Source organism: Acinetobacter calcoaceticus DSM 30006 = CIP 81.8 (assembly GCF_000368965.1).
Classification (GTDB): domain Bacteria; phylum Pseudomonadota; class Gammaproteobacteria; order Pseudomonadales; family Moraxellaceae; genus Acinetobacter; species Acinetobacter calcoaceticus.
In genome coordinates this window covers 2,329,139-2,348,729 of sequence record NZ_KB849780.1, presented here as the reverse complement: position 1 = coordinate 2,348,729, position 19,591 = coordinate 2,329,139, and the positions used below count along the sequence as shown (strand labels likewise).

Here is a 19,591-nt window from a genome sequence, read left to right as displayed (position 1 = left end):
AATACTTTTGAGTGAAATTATGACTTCTTCGAAATACGCTCTTCGATGGCAAATTTGAGTAAAGAAGCACTGCGGTAAAAACCGTGTGCGAACTTTCCAAATGGCATGGTAATAAAGAACGTCATGACCGTGGCTAAATGGAAAATCAGTAAAAGTGCCATGTAAGGGGTATTGCGAAATGCCATGAGTGCTAACCCTGAAGCGCTAACGATAAGCAGAAGGAAGATAAAGCCTCGATCTACAGGTTTTTGCTCACGGTCACCATGTAATGGATGACGTTTAAGATTTAAATAGAGTAAGCCAGATGGTCCGATGACTAAGCCAATTCCACCCAAAGTTCCTAAAATCACAGGCAAGCTTAGGTAAGGATAAGGTGCATGTAGGTCAAGAAAATAGTGATATAAAGTCGCTACACCTGTAGCTGCAAAGCAGAGCATAAAGCCATAAAACGTCAGGTGATGGAACACACGGCGGATTTGTGTGTAACGGTCATCTTGCTCATTACAGCCTTTACCATGACCGCCATCTAAATATTTAAGTGTTAATACGTTTTGGGTGGCTTGAACAAGGTCTGGTTTCTCAACTTTGCCATGAATGACTTTAGAGGTTTGTCGCCAGAACTTACTAATTCCAATGCCGAGCAGCACAATGGCAACTGTAAAGGTCGCTCCAAACAATAGTGCTAAAAAGTTATGCGGGAAAATCGCATAGAAATTACCTTGGTAACCTGCAAATAAGTCAGTGCCTTTCCACCACACTACGGCTAACATGCAAAAAAAGAAAACAAGTGTTAAAGCCGAGACAAAAGGAATCCCGACAGACTTATAAAGTCGACCTAAAGGCTGAGGTGTAGCAAACTCTTGATAAGTTTCTAAACGTACTTGCGCCATCGCTTTTGGAATGTTTACGCCAAACTCATGCGGTGGAGCATATTGGCAAGCGTGTAAACAAGCCCCACAGTTATGACATAGGTTTGCTAAGTAATGAATATCGGCTTGGTTAAACTCAAGACGTTTGGTCATCGCCGCAAAAACAGCGCAAAATGACTCACAGTAGCGACAAGCATTACAAATCTGTAGGGCTCTTTGGACTTCTTGTTCGTGATCAGAGAGCTGAACAACTGGAATTAGGGCTTTGCTATTAGCATTCATGTTCAACTCCTTGTGAAAGTGCATAGTGGGCTGCATTTTTTCCAGCAATGCGTCCAAACGTCGTTCCAATCGACATGCCGACCCCTGCGGTATAACCCTGACCGAGTACGTTACCTGCCATCATTTCACCTGCGACAAATAGATTGCGGCTTGCTTTATTGTTAAAACGTACCGCAGCATCATCTTCGACTTTTAAACCTAAATAGGTGAAGGTAATGCCGGGTTTAAGGGCATAGGCATAGAAGGGTGGCTGGTCGAGAGGAACAGCCCAGTGCGTTTTGTTGGGCACAATATTTTGGGTGGTGCAGTCATCTAAAACAGTATGGTTAAAGGTGCCTTGCACACAGGCTTGATTAAACTCTTCTACGGTGTTGCATAAGGTTTTTGCGTCTAGCCCGATTTTTTCGGCTAACTCTTGAATGCTGTGAGCTTTTACACCCGCAAAAACAGGCGGCATAAAGCGCCCAATGGCTTTTGAGTCAATAATGGAATAGGCAATTTGCTGTGGCTGTTTGGCAACAAGACGGCCCCAAATCGCATAACGTTTTGGCCAGAAGTCTTCGCCTTCATCGTAAAAACGCTCGGCTTTATTATTGACCACAATACCCAATGAAACGCAGTCAATACGAGTACAAATACCGCCATCATATAACGGTGCTCGTGCATCTACAGCGACGCAATGAGATTGTGATGGGTCACCAATAATATCGGCACCTTGATCTATCATAAATTTGAGTAAGTTGCCTTGATTAAAGCGAGTACCACGAATAATGAAATTATCGGCAGGCCATTCGCCATTTTCATTTTGTCCCCATGCTTCTCTTAACCATTCTAGATTTGACTCAAAACCACCTGCGGCCAATACACAACTTTTTGCTTTAAACACACGACCATCTTCAGCAATTGCGGCTTCAAAATGTCCTTGAGTTAACTTTAGGTCTTTAATTTTTGTGTTGTATAAAATTTCGATGCCAAGTTCTTGGGCACTACGGTAATACGCATTAATGAGGGCTTTACCGCCACCCATAAAAAAGGCATTGGTACGCGCAACATGCAAAGCACCCGATAGCGGCGGCTGAAAATTCACACCATGTTTACGCATCCAGTCGCGGCAGGTCGCCGTGCTACGAATGACCAGACGGGCTAAGTGCTCATTGGTTTTTCCGGCAGTTACTTTAAGTAGGTCTTGCCAATATTCTTCTTCGGGATAGGCATCGACCAATACGTCTTGAAGAGCATCATGCATGCAGCGAAGGTTACGAGTGTGTTGTGAGTTACCACCACGCCATTCTTTAGGTGCTGCTTCTATTACTAGCACAGACGCGCCACTTTCTTTTGCCGTGAGCGCGGCACACAGTGCGGCATTCCCACCACCAATTACAATCACATCATGCATGGATTTCTCCCTTTCTCAGCTAGGGCTAATGTAGCTTTAAAAGAGAAGGTGGAGTGAGAGGCTGGGCTTGAATGGGTGTTTAGTAAAAATAAACACTAATGGCTTAAGTGTTTATTATCTCCGCACCTGGCCAGCGTTTTTCATTAATCAGGTTGGTCACACAGGCACGAATCACCACTTTAGTGGCTAAAGTGGCAGGCGAGATTTCTTCTTCAGATAAACTAATTAAATAGTTAATACGTTCAATTGCAGGTTCTACAACGCGCAGTAAACATAAGTCTTGCCGAGAGTTTAATGCTGCACCCGCAGGTTGGATGGTTGCCATTTCAAGTTTGCTAATGCTTTCCATTAGCAAATGTAGCCCATCAATTTCATAGGCCACTTTAAGCTGATGAATTTTTTGTTCGAGCAACAAACGCAGCCCATGTCGTTGGCTCGGTAAAATCAGTGGAAGTTCTTTTAGTTGTGGATGGGTAATGGTTTGAGTGTCGATACAGCTTTCAAGGTGGTACTGGCTCAGCACTTCTTTAGGCGAAATTAAAAACATCTGTTCTTTGACTAAAGGCTGTATCGCCCACTGAGGGTCTACATCGTCACTAAAGATGATAGCAACATCGAGTTGTCTTGCATTGACCAATGCCTTGAGATCACCTGATAACCCTTCAATTAAACGTACTTTAATGTCGGGATAGCGATTTCTCATGAGTTTTAAAAAGTGAGTACCAATAACCGCTGCAACACTCGGAGAAAAACCGACGGTAACATGACCACTTAAACGTGAAGAATGAGCAGAATCTACGGCATGATCTAGATGCCTAAGCGCCAGTTGAACTTGTTGAAAAAAAGCTAAACCCGCAGGGGTGGGAACTGTACCCAAAGCGGTACGTTGTAAAAGGCGAATGGAGAGTTCGCTTTCTAATTTTGAGATTTGCTGACTTAATGCAGACGTTCCAATATCGAGATTTTTTGCAGCTTTACCCAAGCTTCCTGACTCGATCACTGCAATAAAATACTTTAATTGTTTGAGTTCCACGGCAAATACTACATTAACCTTTATGGATTAATTCTACACTGGTTTATCGCTATATATTTTGTTCTATTGCTTTGAGTAAACCGGCAATAGAGTAAAGGCAACATCACCTCAAGACGTTGCCTTTTAGAGCTTTTATTCTTTAACCTGCTCAAGACCCTGTTCTTCAATAATTTGTGTTGCTTGTGGCGATTTCACAAATTTGATTAACTCTTTTGCAACCTTCTCATGTTCAGAGTTTTTACCAATGCCCGCCGCAAACACGGTGACTTTCTGATAAGGTGCTGGAATTGGACCGACTAAATCAACCTGACCATATTTGCCAGTGAAAGGTTTGATTTCACTGATTTGCTGGAAGCCAATATCAAACTGTCCTTCCGCAATACGTTTTGCAACGCGGTCACCTACCACTTTTTCTGCTTTACCAGAAATTACTTTGTATTCCACAGGCGAGAAGCTTGGGAAAACATTCTTTTCAAGATGTGTGCCGCTCGCACTTGCCGAATAGCCTATGTGCTTTGCATTTAATAAAACCTTTTCGAATTTTGCTGCAGAGCTAATATCAGGTTTTGGGGCACCTTTAGGCACAGCCATTCCAATGCTTGAATTAACTAAAGCACTTTGTGAATTTGGGTCTACATAACCCTTTTCTGCAAGCTTGTTTAGTTCAGGAGCAGCCAATACCACAACATCAAAATGTTCACCACGGTCAAGACGGTTTGGGATTGCAGTTGGTGAAGCACCCATTGATGAACCAGATGAGAGGTGAACCGTGTGACCAGTTTGCTTTTCAAATATTGGAATGAGTTTTTCCATAGATGAATAAAAACCGCCTGAGCTAATCACTTCGATTGTATCTGCGTTAGCAAGTGTTGATCCTAAGCCTGCACTAGCTAGGCAAATGGTCATGAAGATAGGGGACTTTTTCATAATGCCTCACTTTAGTTGCAAGAGACGCAGTACGGAGACTGAAGATCTGCCGTACTGTTCATTAAAATTTCAGGTTAAGTTGTAGTTTGTTTTAAGCGCTAACCTTCACAGGTTCAGCAATTGCTTCAGAATTTTTCTGCTTGGAACCGCGGCATAGATATAAGCTTGAGATGAGGCTACATACCGCAGCTAACATCAGCCAAAATGCTGGTGCACTTGCATTACCCGTATTTTCGACTAGATATGTACAGGCAATCGGGGTCATGCCACCAAAAATAGCTGCTGCAAGACTGAACGCTAAAGAGAAGCCGACTGTACGTACACGTTTTGGCATCACTTCGGCAAGCGTTGCGACCATGGTTCCGTTGTACAGACCAAAGAAGAACGAGAAGTAAGCAAGTGTAATCAAAAGGTTAGTGAAACTAATGTCACTCACTAACCAGCTTAAAACTGGATAACTTGTAAAGAGAGCAAGTGTGGTAATACCGACTAAAACAGGACGACGACCAATTTTGTCTGAAAGTAGTCCACCTATTGGTAACCAGAAAAAGTTCGACAAACCAACAAATACGGTTGCTAACAGGCTATCTGTTACCGACATTTCTAAAGTACGTTTTGCATATACTGTGGTGTAAACCGTAATAAAGTAGAAAGTAGTCGTTGTCATCGCGCTCATCATCATACCGGCAAGCACAATACGCCAGTTGCTCACGAGTGTGCTGAAAATCTCTTTAGAAGTTGGATGAGTTTTTTGAGCTTTAAAGTCTTCAGTTTCCTCTAAAGTACGGCGGAATAAAAAGATTAAAGGAATAATTAAACAACCAATTAAGAACGGAATACGCCAGCCCCATTCACCCACTTGAGCAGTAGTTAAAATGGTGTTGAGCCAGTAACCAAGTAATGCGGCAAACACAACAGCAATCTGTTGGCTGCCAGACTGCCAGCTTGTGATAAATCCACGGTTTTTATCTGTTGCAATTTCAGCTAAATAAATAGAAACACCGCCAGATTCAACGCCTGCCGAGAAGCCTTGTAATAGACGTCCAATTACCACCAAAATTGGCGCAATAATACCAATGGTTTCATAACCTGGCACAAAGGTAATTAAGATGGTTCCGATTGCCATAAGGCTTAAGGTCACAATAAGACCTTTACGTCGCCCAACTCTGTCGACATAAGCACCCAAGAAAATAGCGCCAAGAGGACGCATAAGAAAGCCCGCAGCAAATACGGTAAATGTCATCATTAAAGAGACATATTCATTTTCAGAATGGAAAAATTTTGCTGCAATATAAGTGGCATAGAAACCAAAAAGAAAAAAATCGTACTGTTCTAAAAAGTTGCCACTCGTTACATTTAATATTTTTTTAAAAGTAGCCCTAGGGTTATTCACGACATCCATTGGAGACCTCCTTGGCCTGACAGAATGGAAACATTCACGATTTTCGAGGTCGGACCTAAATCGGTTCAATCAATAAACCTAAATAAAAATTGGTTTGAGATGAGATTTAGAGAGACCCTTCGTAGAAAATGTGATGCCTTGTTTCCAGTTCAAACTACACATCTATATTTTGATAAACAGAAAACCACTTATCATTCGGACGAAAATGTAATCTCAAAAAGCAGGAGGGAGTGAGAGGGCAAAATTAATTGGGTATTTAATAAAATTAATGGCCTTTTATAAAATAATTTCAGAACATGGCCAGATTTGATTTTGAATAAGCTCTTTCACACACGCTTTAATTGCAGACTTAGCAGCGAGTGCTGCAGGGGATAATTCTTCTTCGGCAAGGCTCACCAAGTAATTGATTCGCTCAACTTCAGGATCAACCAGTTTGAGCAATTGAAGCTTATGTTTGTACTCTTGGAGACAAGCACTTCCGGGGCGGACACTGGCAAGTTCAAGGTGAATCAGGCTATCCATGAGTAAGTGCAGGCCATCAATTTCATAGACGACATTAAGCTGTCCAATCTTGTGTTCAAGTAATTTTCTTAGACTGTGGCGCTGGCGTGGCAGTACTAAAGGAATGTCACCAATTTGTTGGGACTGAATAATGCCGCTTTTGATGCATTCAGCAAGACCGTATTTTTCGAGCACTTCTTTGCGTGCCATTAAATACATTTGCTCGCGTACCAATGGTTGTATCGACCATTGCTTATCAATTTCATTGGTAAAAATAATGGCAATATCAAGCTGACGGGAGTTAATGGCTTGAATGAGATTACCCGACAGTGTTTCGACAATCTCAAGACGAATGTCTGGATAGCGTTCAGACATTAATTTCATTAAAGGGATGCCAATCAAAGCGGTAATGGTCGGTGGAAACCCAAGGCTGACATGTCCAGAAAGTCTTGCAGAATGTGCAGCATCTATTGCAAAGTTCACTTGACGTAAAATAAGTTGAGAATGTTTTAAAAATGCGAGACCTGCGGGAGTTGGTGTGACACCAAAGGCATTACGCTGCAGCAAGCGAATGCTTAACTCTTGTTCTAGTTTACTAATTTGTTGACTAATTGCCGAAGCACCAACATCAAGTTTTTGGGCTGCCTTACCAATACTGCCTGCTTCAACGACCGTCAAAAAATACTTTATTTGCTTGATTTCCATATATAAATGTCCGTATTAATTTTAGTAAGCGTTAAATTTTCATAGATTTTTTGTATATTAACAGCTGTATATTCTCTTATAAATAATTATCCATTCTTATAAAAGTTATCTTTAACTTCATATTCCAATAATAATAAAACGACCCTTTTCAGTTTCTCCTACTCTCTTTACTTGGAATTTTAAGCCTATTTAATTTTACTAATGCCCCCTTTAAATTATTGGTATCACGATGATTTCTTATTCTGTGCTTTAATCTTCTCAAATTAGAAAGGGAGAGCATTAAATGCATGATGCATTAAAAAATATGATGGGTTTGCAAATTATGAAGAAGCGCACCTGATTAAATAACTATTGGAAAAACATATGAGTATTGAGCTCATTTGATCAGAAGGGAAGATTGGGTAAATAGGTTTTTTTATTTGAATATTAAACGTTACCCATAGCATGGATATGCAAAAGACAACTCAATAGATTATGTTTTTACTATCTTATTGTTATTCATCAGTATTAATTAAAACCAGCATTTTTGGATATTTTTGCAAAGGTTTTAATTACTCATTATAGATCTGGTGGTTGTCATAACTTTCCCTCCACTTAGCTATTTCTTTTAGTCGGTTGATTCGTAATTTTTATAGTAACGCAGCATTGCTGAAGTTCGCTGTGAAAGAGCGCATTTCAAAACACAAGATTAAAACTAAAAACCAGTAAACATGATCGTGCCAAGGAGGTCGATTATGGAGATTGGTAAAAATCAAAATATGAATAGAGCAAAACGTTATAAGGATGTATGTAACATGAAAAATTTAACTTTACTCGCATTAACATGCGTCAGTGTGACAATGGCTGGATGTGGTTCAGGAAATGCTTCTAAAGAGGCTGGTCAGCCAAAACGTCCGGAATGTATAGCCCCAGCAAAGCCGGGCGGCGGGTTTGATATGACTTGTAAATTAATCCAATCTGGCTTTAAACAAACAGACCAGCTTAAAGACCCAATACGCGTAACCTATATGCCAGGTGGGGTAGGTGCCGTAGCCTATAATAAGATCGTAAACAGTGATCCTGCTAATAATAATGCAGTAGTTGCATTTTCCACTGGTTCACTCTTGAACTTGGCACAAGGAAAATTCGGAAACTTCACTGAAAAAGATGTGAAATGGTTGTCTGGGGTCGCCGTAGATTATGGTCTGGTTTCGGTACATAAAGACTCACCATTGAAAAACCTAGATGACTTGATGAAAGCACTCCGAGAAAACCCAAAAGCACTGAGCTTTGGTGGTGCCGGAAGTGTGGGTGGTCAAGACTGGATGCAAACAGCAATGTTGGCAAAAAAAGCAGGTATTAGTCCTGCCAATTTAAGATTTGTTGCACTTGAAGGTGGTGGGGAAGTGCTGACTTCATTACTGGGGCAGCATATTCAAGTCGGGGTAGGGAATATCAGTGAAGTAAGTTCATATCTAGAGTCTGGTGATATTCGGGTTTTGGCAGTTTTTGCAAACAAGCGTTTAGACGGGAAGTTCTCAAAATTACCTACTGCAAAAGAGCAAGGCTACGACATAGAGTGGCCAGTCATCCGTGGTTTCTATATGGGACCAAAGGTCAGTGATGAAGCCTATGGTTGGTGGAAAAATGCCTTTGATAAAATGATGGCTAACCAGAAATTTGATGCAGTCCGTGAAAATCAGGATCTACTCCCATTTCAGATGACAGGTGAAGAACTCACTGCTTATGTTTATAAACAGACCGCGGAAATGCGGCAGTTATCGCAAGAATATAAATTATCACAATAACAAATAGGCTGGGTTGAGAAGCTATTTTTCAGCTCAGTTTTTTTCTGAGGATAGATGATGAAATCTGAACGGATTCTTATCGCCATTATTACGGTTTGCGGATTATTTTTGTTGATCTATGCGAGCAATTTTGAAGCGCCAATTTCCTACGATCCAGTGGGCCCTAAAGCTTTTCCTATTCTGTTAATGGGGTTAATTACAGCGAGTGCAGCGTATCTAACTATTCGACCAGCCATTATGTTTGAACCCGTTGAGTTGGGGTGGACAAAACATCTAGTCGTTAAGTTAGCGTTGTGTGTGGTGGCTTTAACGCTATATGCATTAGTTTTTGAATGGCTAGGCTTTATTGTTGCAACCCTATTAATGACCATTGCAGTGGGCAAACTTTTCCATGGCAAAACCATACCGGTTTTGGTGACAGGTTTGGTACTTAGCATGAGTACCTACTATATGTTTGACCGTTTCTTGGATGTGCCATTACCACTTGGATTTTTTGGTTAAGGATGACCCGATATGGATGTATTAAGTTTTTTAATGATGGGGTTTGAGGTTGCCTTGCAACCGCAGAATCTTTTAATTGCTTTGATTGGCGCATTTATTGGAACGATTGTAGGGTTATTGCCAGGTTTAGGCCCAATTAATGGGGTAGCAATTTTACTACCGTTTGCTTATGCCTTGGGTTTACCCGTAGATAGTGCCTTGATTTTATTGGCAGCAGTTTATTTGGGCTGTGAATACGGCGGACGTATTTCAGCGATTCTGTTAAACGTACCCGGAGATGCTGGGGCCATTATGACCACGTTAGATGGTTATCCATTGGCACAGCAAGGAAAAGCCGGAATCGCACTGTCTTTGTCATCGGTCAGTTCCTTTGTTGGGAGTACTGTCGCCTTTATTGGAATTGTGTTGTTTGCTCCTATATTGGCGAAATGGGCAATTGCGTTTGGTCCCGCTGAATATTTTGCGCTGATGGTCTTTGCAATTGTTTGTTTAACTGGTTTGGTTAGTACACAGCCTTTTAAAACCTTAATTATGGCACTCATGGGCTTAGCACTTTCAACTGTGGGAATGGATGCAATTACAGGTGTGTATCGCTTTACCTTTAACAGTGTAGGTTTAAGTGACGGAATTGCTTTTACAACTTTGGTTATTGGCTTATTTAGTGTAAGTGAAATTCTATTACTACTCGAACGTACCACAATTGGTCAAGTTACCTTAAAACAAGGAAAGCGTTCTCTTTTTAATCTTAAAGAGTTCTTCTTCTCGTTAGTTGCTATTATCCGCAGTTCAGTGATTGGTTTCTTCTTGGGTATTCTTCCTGGAGCAGGTGCAACAGTTGCAAGTGCAATGGCCTATACCACTGAACGCAAAATGGCAAAGGATAGTAGTAAGTTTGGTAAAGGTGATCTGCGCGGTCTTGCTGCACCCGAAAGTGCGAATAACGCAGCAGCTTGTGGTTCATTTGTCCCGATGTTGACCTTGGGTGTGCCAGGTTCAGGTACAACTGCGGTAATGATGGGTGCATTGCTTATGTACAATATAACACCAGGTCCACAGTTATTTGTTCAGCAACCTGTACTGGTGTGGTCACTAATTGCATCTTTAATGGTGGGTAATATCATTCTGTTGGTATTGAACTTGCCACTGGTGGGTTTCTTTGCCCGCATGTTAAGTATTCCTAATTATATTCTGATCCCGATCATCGCAAGTGTTAGTTTTGTTGGTGTGTATGCTATTCATAGCAATATCTTTGACTTGCTGTTATGTATGGGCTTGGGTGTGTTTGGATATATTTTACGAAAATTTGATTTCCCATTGGCACCGCTGATTCTTGGTTTCGTACTTGGAGAGTTGATGGAATCAAATTTACGCCGTGCCTTGTCGATTTCTCAAGGGGAACTTGGCATCTTGTGGAGCAGTAATATCAGTATGGGGCTTTGGATCATGTCAGGATTATTACTGATCTTGCCAATCGTTCGTAAGTACTTGTTTATCAAAAAACAACAAGCTTAATAGGGCAACAATAATAGTCAGCATTCGTTGACTATTATTGCTCAGAATTATGGAAAAAATAAGCTCAAATCTCAAAGGATTAGCAATTGCTCTGGTCGGAGCTTTAATTGCCAAATATTTGTATATTCCCTTGCCTTGGTTGCTTGGACCTTTATTGACGGCTTTATTGTTCGGTAGCGTTGGTCATCCACTTGCTTGTGATCCACATTGGCGACGCATAGGGCAGGTCATTATTGGTATGGCCTTAGGCTTATACTTTACACCAGCCTTGGTACAGGCAGTGGCGGCATATTGGGGCTTTATTCTAATTGGGTTGGCATGGTCACTTGTGTTGGGTACGTTGCTGGCTGGTTTGCAATATCGAGTTAATGCATTGGATTGGGCAACTGCATGGTTTTCTTCGGCCATTGGCAGTGCCAGTGAAATGGTGAATATTGCAGAACGCTATCAAGCTCAAGTTGAGAAAGTCGTTGCTGCCCATAGTTTGAGAATTGTGGTTCTAGTTGTGTTGGTTCCAATTTTCATGGAACTTTATTTTCAAGTTGAATGGACTGGTTTAAAGATACCAGTGTCGGACCAGTTTAACTTTTTTCAGGTCGTATTGCTGTTTGGTCTGGCCCTGTTTGTGGGTAAGGTTTTTCAATTTTTTAATCTTTTGAATGCTTGGATTTTGGGACCACTTGCCATTATCGGGTTGTTATCATTTTGCGGAATACTTCAGATGAAATTGCCTGAATGGTTTACTGCCTTTGGTCAAGTCTGTATTGGTTGGTCATTAGGCAGCAAATTTCCATTTAGCTTTTTAAAGAAAAATAAAAAGTTTATTGGAATAACACTGATATTCAATCTGCTGGCTTTGGTGTTATCGATTAGCTTTGCGTTATTACTGGTCAACTTAAGCCATACGGAAAAACAAATCTTGATTTTAGGCCTTTCCCCCGGAGGCATTGCAGAAATGTCACTGATGGCTAAAGCTCTCGGTCTCGCAGTACCCATTGTAGTTGCCTTTCAGCTCTCAAGATTAATTTTTGTAATTCTCACTACACGTTTTTTTTATCAATGCAGTCTTCAATGGTTTTTTAAATCTAAAAAGTAAGACGTTCTAAGTAGCTGAAAAAAGCTATTTAGGGGGAGAGTATATCTACAATTTTTGTAAATGGATGAACAACACGGTTTATTGAAATAAAACAAAGGAATGCAAAATGAAATTTAACTCAGCTAAGACAGTACTAATCGTTAGCTTAACCACTCTCACCACATTTACCCATGCCAATCAGAACAGTGAACTTGAACAGTTGCGTGCTGAAGTGAATGAACTGAGACAAATGCTTCAGACTCAAAAAGCAACACCTATAATTAGCGTACAGGTTCCACACGTACCTACGGCAAATGTTATCACGCCGCCCGAAAAAAATACTCAAGCTATATTCAAATGGCAATCAAAATCCGGTGCCGATGTTAATTTGTATGGCTTTGTTCGTGCTGATGCTGCATATCAGTTTGAAGGCGCGAAAGGTATGTTTAACCGCATTAATGGTGTGTTACTAGAAGGGGATCCTGATAAAAAATCTACTGAAGATCGCTTGGATTCGACCGTAAATGCCTCTCGTATTGGTTTAGATTTTAATACTGCTGTAGGGGAAAAGACGTTAAAAGGGAAAATTGAAATAGATTTTCGCGGCGGGGCAAATAAAGACAATGCTCGTCTGCGACATGTCTATTTAAATTATGATCGTTGGTTGATCGGTCAAACGACGTCTACTTTTCTTTCAACTGAAACAGCACCAGAAATGCTAGATTCAAATACCGCTTTAGGTGGTGGTACCAATCGTAATCCAATGGTGCGTTATTCAGGGCCAATCAATACATCAACCTCTTATTTTTTAAGCTTAGAAAAAGGCAATGACGAGAACCGCCTGCCTTTATTGGCAAGTAAATTGAAACATGAATTTGCCACTGATAAAGGCGTAATGACTGCACGTGGTTTAGTTCAGGAAGTCCGTCTACGTAATGAAAATGATGAGACTAAAATGGGATGGGGTGCAGCATTAGGTCTTCGCTATAAAATCACACCATCTTTATTATTTAATAGCAACTATTCGCATGTTTCTGGAGACAATAAATTATTACTGGCTACCTCTGATAATGTTCGTCATATCCAAAACGGAGATGATGTCGAATTAATTGATTTTGATGCATTTCAAATGGGCCTTACTTATCAATTTAATGAAAAGCTAAGGGGTACAATAGGTCATGGCGCATTGATCTATGAAGATAAAGATGTAATAACAAAAGATGCAAATAAGAAGTTACAACAAAGCTGGGCTAACCTGATGTTTAAACCCAATAAACCCTTAACTTTTGGGGTTGAATATGTCTATGGTGAGCGCAACACCGTAAGTCAGCAAGTAGGGAAAGATAAGCGTATAGAAATGATGGCGAAATATGAATTTTAGCTGAAGATGTAGATTACTGATGTATGCACTATTTTAATCTACAGACTGTATATCCGATAAATTTATAAGCTAAAGCGAAGGTATATAAATATCATTGCTTTAGCTTTTCTAGTTTGGTGTGCCGTGATTTATAGAGATATGAAGGATTGGGAAATCTATCATGCGCTTTAATATTAACAGCAATAAATACAAAAGTTTCTTAAAAAATTATCTGAAAGTTTTAAATCATCGTCGTCTTTAATCTTGAGTTCAAAAGGACTTATCTCGTCACAAAGAGGTAATCTTATAATTTTTAAATATGGCATCTACAGTCAACGAATTGGCGTTTGGGGCTAAGCACACCACTCAAAATCTTAATAAAGTGAACAATCAAAATAAAAAAATCCAGGATGGATCCATGATTTTTGTAGTAAGAAATAGAACATTAGTATTGGGAATCGCTTCAATTTGTACAAGTGCATTACATGCTGCGGCATTTGATAAAACAGGCCAATCCGTATCAGCATTTTTACAACCGGGAAATTACTTTGAAGCCAGTTTAGGTGTGACAGATACTGATTTAAAAGGAGTGGAATCTGGTACTAACCCTTCACATCAGTCAATTTCCGATATTGCCAATACAGATTATCGGCCGACTGCGGCTTTAAAATTACAGTTGGCACCGCAGTATTCATTTGGGTTGCTTTACGATCAGCCTTTTGGGGCTGACACCGAATATTCTGGTGTAAATGGCTTTGTCGCAACCCCGAAAGATACAGTTATGCTTCCAGGTATTACGACTACAAGCCTTGCAAATGCTACTTCTGGTCAAGTTCCCACAGGAAATGCAAAATCAGAATTTGATATTCAAAGTTTTAGCTTCATTGCTGGATATCAACCTAATAAAAATTGGAATATTTTTGCAGGGCCGGTTTATCAAACCTTCAAAAGTCAGGTCAATTTAAGAGGCAATGTATTTAGTCTTTATAATGGCTATGACTTTCAAACTAAAACTGTGGGCGATTGGGGTTGGTTGGCTGGACTGGCTTATCAAATTCCTGAAAAGGCCGTTAAAGTTTCGCTTACCTATCGGTCTGCCATTACCCACAAAGTAAACGCAACTGAAAATGCGCCGTTAATTGATATGTTAACGACTCAGCAAGGACGCGATTTAGTTAGCCAACATCTCGACTATATGATTTCTATCGGGCAGATGACCGAGCAAAAGAAAAATTATTTAAATCATATTATTTCAGAGTTACCCAATACCGAAGGCTCTGGCACAACCAAATTTAAATCTCCAAACTCAGTGAATTTAGAATTTCAAACAGGTTTACGCCAAGGAGCTTTATTGTTTGGGAGCTTGCGTTGGGTAAATTGGAGTGATTTGGCGCTACAACCTTACCGTTTTGGTGAAATTTCAAAAGTTATTGGGGGATTATCAACACCAAGCCGTCCAGAAGGGTTTAATTTGGTTCGTTATGATGATGACCAGTGGGCTTTAAATTTAGGACTAGGGCAACGTTTTTCAACTAAATGGCTAGGTTCTGTATCAGTGGGCTGGGACTCGGGAGCTGGCGATAAAGTTTCAACGGGTGGCCCAACCAAGGGATATTACAACTTAGGAGTGGGAGCCCAATACAGTCCAACATCGCAATACTTTATTTCTGGTGGTGTGAAATATTACTGGTTAGGCGATGCAAAAGCTCAGCTTGGCGCACAGGCAGGCAGTGACTATTATGTGGGTGAGTTTAAGGATAATCACTCTATAAGCTATGGCTTAAAAATAGGATATAAATTTTAAAATTAAATCATTCATTTATAAGGTTTTAATTACATGAATAAAATCATCAAAAACGGCATATTTTTAGGGTTATCGACTTTGATGGCAGGTTATGGAACTGTCCTCCATGCCGAAGTAAACCCATCTAATTTACCTACTGTCTCACAAAAAGCGTTAACGATTATTGATGGACAAACAGAATGGTTAAGTAAGGTTTATAAAGATATTCATGAGCACCCTGAACTTGGGTTTATGGAAACGCGTACCTCTGCCATTGTTGCCAAAGAGCTTAAGTCATTAGGGTTTGATGTTAAAACTGGAATAGCCAAGACAGGTGTGGTTGGCATTTTAAAAAACGGTGCAGGGCCAACGGTCATGTACCGTGCCGACATGGATGCCAATACTGTTCAAGAAGCGACTGGCTTACCTTATGCAAGTAAAGTGCGGGTAAAACTCGATGATGGAACCGAAACGCCTGTTGCACACATGTGTGGTCATGATGCGCATGTGACATGGATGCTCAGTATGGCAAAAACCATGGTAGCTCTAAAAAAGGAATGGAGCGGAACCATTATTTTAGTCGCACAACCTGCTGAAGAGCCTGTAACGGGTGCTAAAGCAATGGTGACTGACGGTTTGTGGACAAAATATAATTTACCAAAACCCGATTATTTTTTTGCAGTTCATACCACACCTGCACCTGTTGGAACGGTAATCAATGCACCGGGACCACGCATGGCGGGAACCGATCAACTTGATATTTTATTTAAAGGGGTTGGTGGGCATGGTTCACTCCCATATTTAACCAAGAACCCGATTAGCATGGCTGCAAATGCCATTACTCAATATCAAACTATTATGGGCAACGCAGTTAACACCCAGCAACCTGCAGCATTGTCTATTGGTTCAATTCAAGCCGGAAATTCGAATAACGTGATCCCTTCAACCGCGTTGGTCAAAATGAATATGCGCTGGTTTGATCCAAAAGTACGTGAAACGATGTTAAATAACATTAAGCTCATGAGTGAAGGCGCAGCCGAAATGCAGGGTATGAGTCAAGATCAATTGCCTACTTTAACGCTCAAAGGTTCGACCATGCCTGTAGTCAACAATAAAGAGTTCTCTGCGCGTTTAAATGGACCATTAAAAGCGTTATTAGGTGACAAACAAGTCTTAACCAATTTCCCACCGTTTATGGGGTCAGAAGATGTTCATCATCTCTTAGGTGATCAAAAAGACATTCCGTTTAACTTTATGTTCATTGGTGTGGCAGATCCGGTTGTGTTTGCAAATGCAGTAAAGCAAGGCAAACCCGCACCTTACATTCCGCACAGTCCGAACTATGTTGTAGATTTAAAAGCCTTGCCAGTCGGAGCTAAAGTCGCCACAGTGTCCATGCTTGAACTGTTAAATAAAAAATAAGATATTCATAAAAAAGATGCACATGAATGCATCTTTTTTTTATCTAAAATTTTTAAAAATTTAAGAGAAAGACAGATGTTTTTCCCGATAGTGTAGCGGTGATAAATCTGTCCAACGTCGAAAAGCACGGGTAAAACTACTCACATCGGTAAAGCCAAGAATATAGGCAATTTCGGTAATATTGTGGCTTGAATTTTTGATATACGACAAAGCCAGTTCGTGCCGTGTATTGTCGAGTAGCTCGCTATAAGACGTATTTTCTGCCGAAAGCTTGCGTTGCAGACTGCGTATACTTAAGCCTAAACTTTTCGCAACGTCTTGCTGTTGAAAGTCACCTGTAGATAATTTTTCAATGAGTTTTACTTTCACACGAGCCAATATATTTTCTTTATCAAATCGTGCGAGATAACGATTAATAATCTCATCATATTCTTGAGTGAGGCTAGGATTCCCACCATCTAAAGGCTGTTCTATGGTTGCTGTGTCAAACACAATCATGTCTTTGGGCGCATTAAACACAATCGGGGCTTTTAAAATGCTTTTAAAGTTTTCCAGATCTTCTGGTTCCGAGCGTCTTAGTTCAATGCGTAAGGGCGAAAAAACAGAGCCTTGTAACGCGCGACTTGAACGAATAAAAACAGAGATAAAAGCATCGATAGATTCGGGTTGAACTTCGTCGGGAACATGAATAACGAAATAATGATTTTTTCCCTCACCATAAAATTCGAGTTCAGGAATGTCGGTCACTATGCGGAAGTAACGAATAATTCTTAAAAACATTTCTTTTAGTGTTGTGCTGGTAATGAGTGAATGGCCCAACACATGAAATGTATTTTGGTTGACTTGGCTGGCAACTTTAAGTCCAAAGCATGAGTCCTGAGTCGCTTGAACGGCTAGTTTCCATAAATTTGCTGTGTTTTTTAATGAATAGCGTGCATCTGGATCATTTAGGGCCTGAACATCTAAACCTGCTTGTTTTAATAAAGGTTGGCTATCCACACCTGCTTTCTCAAGCGCTTTTTGAATCGCTTTAACCCAGCTAGCCAGTGCCGTTGCTGTCTGTGGCATGTTATGTCCTATAACTTGTGACTCATATTCCTGTCAGCAGTATAAAAGATTCAAAACTAAAAAATCTTTTGTTTGTTTTGAATCTTTCTATTTTGGCATCCATAGCCAATAGATTGGCGTTTCGAGCTAAGCGTACAAAGGTAGATATAAATAAAGTAGGGACATGAGAAAACTGAGGAATAACGGATGACCTACATATATAAAAATCCTGCTGGAATGAGCGATAGCGAAAAAACGGAACACATTAAAAAAGTAGTCACAGCGGAAGGTGTGGCTTTACGCAAGCGCCATCCCATTTTGAACCATCAAAACGCAATAGGGGCGATGATTCTATTTGTTTCCCTCGTTGGAATGATTGCTACAGCCTTTCTTTATATCAATCATCATCTTTCAGCGTGGTTCGCAATTCCCATTATTGCGTTTTTTGCATCTCTTACCCATGAGTTAGAACACGACCTCATTCACTGGATGTATTTTAGAAAAAAACCATGGGCACATCATTTAATGATGGGCTTAGTGTGGTTAGCTCGCCCAAGTACCATTAACCCGTGGAAACGCCGTGAGCTTCATTTTAATCACCATAAAAATTCAGGCACTGAAGTTGATTTAGAAGAAAGAGCGCTCACCAATGGAGAGCAGTGGAGCATACGCCGACTCGTCGCCATCGGTGACAATGGCTTTGCAGTTTTGCTACGCGTTATTGCTGCAAGCAATTGGACTGTTAGAAAAGTTATTTTTAAACGTGCGTTCTTAGCTTATTTTCCACTTGGAATTATTCATTGGTCTCTTTGGTATATCTTCTTAGGCTTCCATGCAGTTGATATGGTTTCAAGCTTGGCAAATGCACCGATTGCGTGGTCAGCTACAACCCTAAATGTTATGCATGTGATTAATATTTTGACTGTGGTGTGGATTGCGCCAAATGTGCTGCGTACTTTCTGCCTGCACTTTGTGACAAGCAATATGCATTACTACGGTGATGTTGAATTGGGCAATGTGATTCAACAAACTCAAGTGTTAACACCGTGGTGGATGATGCCGTTCCAACTCTTTTGCTTTAACTTTGGTTCGACGCATGCCATTCATCATTTTGTAGTGAAAGAGCCTTTCTACATTCGCCAAATGACTGCGCCTGTTGCCCATAAAGTTATGCGTGATATGGGGGTTCGATTTAATGATGTCGGAACATTTAAAAGAGCAAATCGTTGGAATGTAAATGATTTATCTGAATCGAATACTTAAAAAATAGATTCATAACTCGCTTGAATGGACTGAGTTCTGTACACAGGACTCAGTCCACACTCTACAGTTTCTTAAAATTCATTGGTCTATTGAAACTGAGTAAAAAGAAGAATCACACCTAAAGCACATAAAATTGAACCAATCACCTTATTAATTTGCACTTGTTTGGCTAACATTTTTTGCCTTAACAGCATGGATGAAAACAGCACAGCCACCAATGAAAACCATACAAAATGTGCAAATGACATAAAAAAGCCATAAGCCAAAAGAACGGTTTTAGGCGTGGTTAAACTCACAATTTGAGTATAGGTACTAATCACGAATAGCGTGGTTTTCGGGTTAAGGGCATTGGTAAAAAAGCCGTATTTTATGGCTTGAAAACTACCTATAGAAGTTAAGGCGGCAGTGTCTAAAACTGGTTTTTGAGTAAAGGTTTTATAGCCAATATAGATCAGGTAAATCGCACCAATATACTTAACAATATTCAAAATTTGCGGCGTATAAGTCATCACAAACGCAACAGCAACTAACGTATAGGTCACATGTACCAACACGCCAAGCGATATTCCAAGTGAAGTGAATACACCTATTTTTCGACCGTACAGATAACTATTTTTGGTCACAATCGCGAAGTCAGCACCGGAGCTAACCACCGCCAAAATCGTAATGAGAATAACCGCAATAAACTCTGCCATTATCTTGCACCCTCACTGAAAATGAGGGAAC

At 40.4% G+C, this 19,591-nt stretch carries 16 protein-coding genes; 8 read left to right on the top strand and 8 right to left on the bottom strand.

What is annotated here, in order from left to right; genetic code table 11:
- Positions 1-17: 17 nt before the first annotated feature.
- The 6 genes from tcuB to F936_RS15885 all read right to left on the bottom strand — a co-directional run bounded on the left by tcuB (position 18) and on the right by F936_RS15885 (position 7,115).
- A complete protein-coding gene (gene tcuB / locus F936_RS15915; protein ID WP_005048847.1) occupies positions 18-1,151 on the bottom strand; it encodes a tricarballylate utilization 4Fe-4S protein TcuB in 1,134 nt (377 codons plus the stop codon).
- Entirely contained in the window at positions 1,141-2,547 is a 1,407-nt protein-coding gene (gene tcuA / locus F936_RS15910; protein WP_005048845.1) for an FAD-dependent tricarballylate dehydrogenase TcuA, read from the bottom strand. Before tcuA ends, tcuB begins: the two co-directional genes overlap by 11 nt.
- 103 nt (positions 2,548-2,650) lie before the next feature.
- Positions 2,651-3,580 (bottom strand): LysR family transcriptional regulator, encoded by a 930-nt coding sequence (locus F936_RS15905; protein ID WP_005048843.1) that lies wholly within the window; start codon positions 3,578-3,580, stop codon positions 2,651-2,653.
- Positions 3,581-3,712: 132 nt separating this feature from the next.
- Positions 3,713-4,507: a substrate-binding domain-containing protein gene (locus F936_RS15900; protein WP_005048841.1), complete on the bottom strand. Its 795-nt coding sequence runs from the start codon at positions 4,505-4,507 to the stop codon at positions 3,713-3,715.
- A 91-nt stretch (positions 4,508-4,598) separates the two neighbouring features.
- Positions 4,599-5,909 carry an MFS transporter gene (gene tcuC / locus F936_RS15895; RefSeq protein ID WP_003655916.1) on the bottom strand — a complete coding sequence of 437 codons (1,311 nt, stop codon included), beginning with the start codon at positions 5,907-5,909 and terminating at the stop codon, positions 4,599-4,601.
- 276 nt (positions 5,910-6,185) lie between these two features.
- On the bottom strand, positions 6,186-7,115 hold the full coding sequence (locus tag F936_RS15885; RefSeq protein WP_003655918.1) for a LysR family transcriptional regulator: 930 nt from the start codon (positions 7,113-7,115) through the stop codon (positions 6,186-6,188).
- A 734-nt stretch (positions 7,116-7,849) separates the two neighbouring features.
- On the opposite strand from F936_RS15885, the gene F936_RS15880 reads away from it, so the two are divergent.
- The 7 genes from F936_RS15880 (at position 7,850) to F936_RS15850 (ending at position 16,555) form a co-directional block, all read left to right on the top strand.
- Complete coding sequence (locus F936_RS15880; protein ID WP_005048839.1) at positions 7,850-8,902, top strand: Bug family tripartite tricarboxylate transporter substrate binding protein; 1,053 nt, start codon at positions 7,850-7,852, stop codon at positions 8,900-8,902.
- 54 nt (positions 8,903-8,956) lie between these two features.
- Positions 8,957-9,403: a tripartite tricarboxylate transporter TctB family protein gene (locus F936_RS15875; RefSeq protein WP_080631702.1), complete on the top strand. Its 447-nt coding sequence runs from the start codon at positions 8,957-8,959 to the stop codon at positions 9,401-9,403.
- Between the two features lie 12 nt (positions 9,404-9,415).
- On the top strand, positions 9,416-10,915 hold the full coding sequence (locus F936_RS15870) for a tripartite tricarboxylate transporter permease (protein WP_003655925.1): 1,500 nt from the start codon (positions 9,416-9,418) through the stop codon (positions 10,913-10,915).
- A 49-nt stretch (positions 10,916-10,964) separates the two neighbouring features.
- On the top strand, positions 10,965-12,011 hold the full coding sequence (locus F936_RS15865; RefSeq protein WP_005048834.1) for an AbrB family transcriptional regulator: 1,047 nt from the start codon (positions 10,965-10,967) through the stop codon (positions 12,009-12,011).
- Between the two features lie 106 nt (positions 12,012-12,117).
- Positions 12,118-13,371, top strand: coding sequence for a DcaP family trimeric outer membrane transporter (locus F936_RS15860; RefSeq protein ID WP_005048832.1), 1,254 nt, complete (start codon positions 12,118-12,120; stop codon positions 13,369-13,371).
- A 397-nt stretch (positions 13,372-13,768) separates the two neighbouring features.
- Positions 13,769-15,154: a hypothetical protein gene (locus tag F936_RS15855; RefSeq protein ID WP_005048830.1), complete on the top strand. Its 1,386-nt coding sequence runs from the start codon at positions 13,769-13,771 to the stop codon at positions 15,152-15,154.
- 33 nt (positions 15,155-15,187) lie between these two features.
- Positions 15,188-16,555: an amidohydrolase gene (locus F936_RS15850; protein WP_005048827.1), complete on the top strand. Its 1,368-nt coding sequence runs from the start codon at positions 15,188-15,190 to the stop codon at positions 16,553-16,555.
- A gap of 60 nt (positions 16,556-16,615) precedes the next feature.
- Here F936_RS15850 and F936_RS15845 read toward each other — a convergent pair whose 3' ends face one another.
- The gene (locus F936_RS15845; protein WP_005048825.1) at positions 16,616-17,623 is read right to left on the bottom strand and encodes an AraC family transcriptional regulator; all 1,008 of its coding nucleotides are present in this window, start codon (positions 17,621-17,623) and stop codon (positions 16,616-16,618) included.
- Positions 17,624-17,839: 216 nt separating this feature from the next.
- On the opposite strand from F936_RS15845, the gene F936_RS15840 reads away from it, so the two are divergent.
- Positions 17,840-18,865 carry a fatty acid desaturase gene (locus tag F936_RS15840; protein WP_080595382.1) on the top strand — a complete coding sequence of 342 codons (1,026 nt, stop codon included), beginning with the start codon at positions 17,840-17,842 and terminating at the stop codon, positions 18,863-18,865.
- 86 nt (positions 18,866-18,951) lie between these two features.
- On the opposite strand, the gene F936_RS15835 is transcribed toward F936_RS15840, so the two are convergent.
- On the bottom strand, positions 18,952-19,560 hold the full coding sequence (locus F936_RS15835) for a LysE family translocator (protein WP_005048820.1): 609 nt from the start codon (positions 19,558-19,560) through the stop codon (positions 18,952-18,954).
- Between the last annotated feature and the right edge of the window lie 31 nt (positions 19,561-19,591).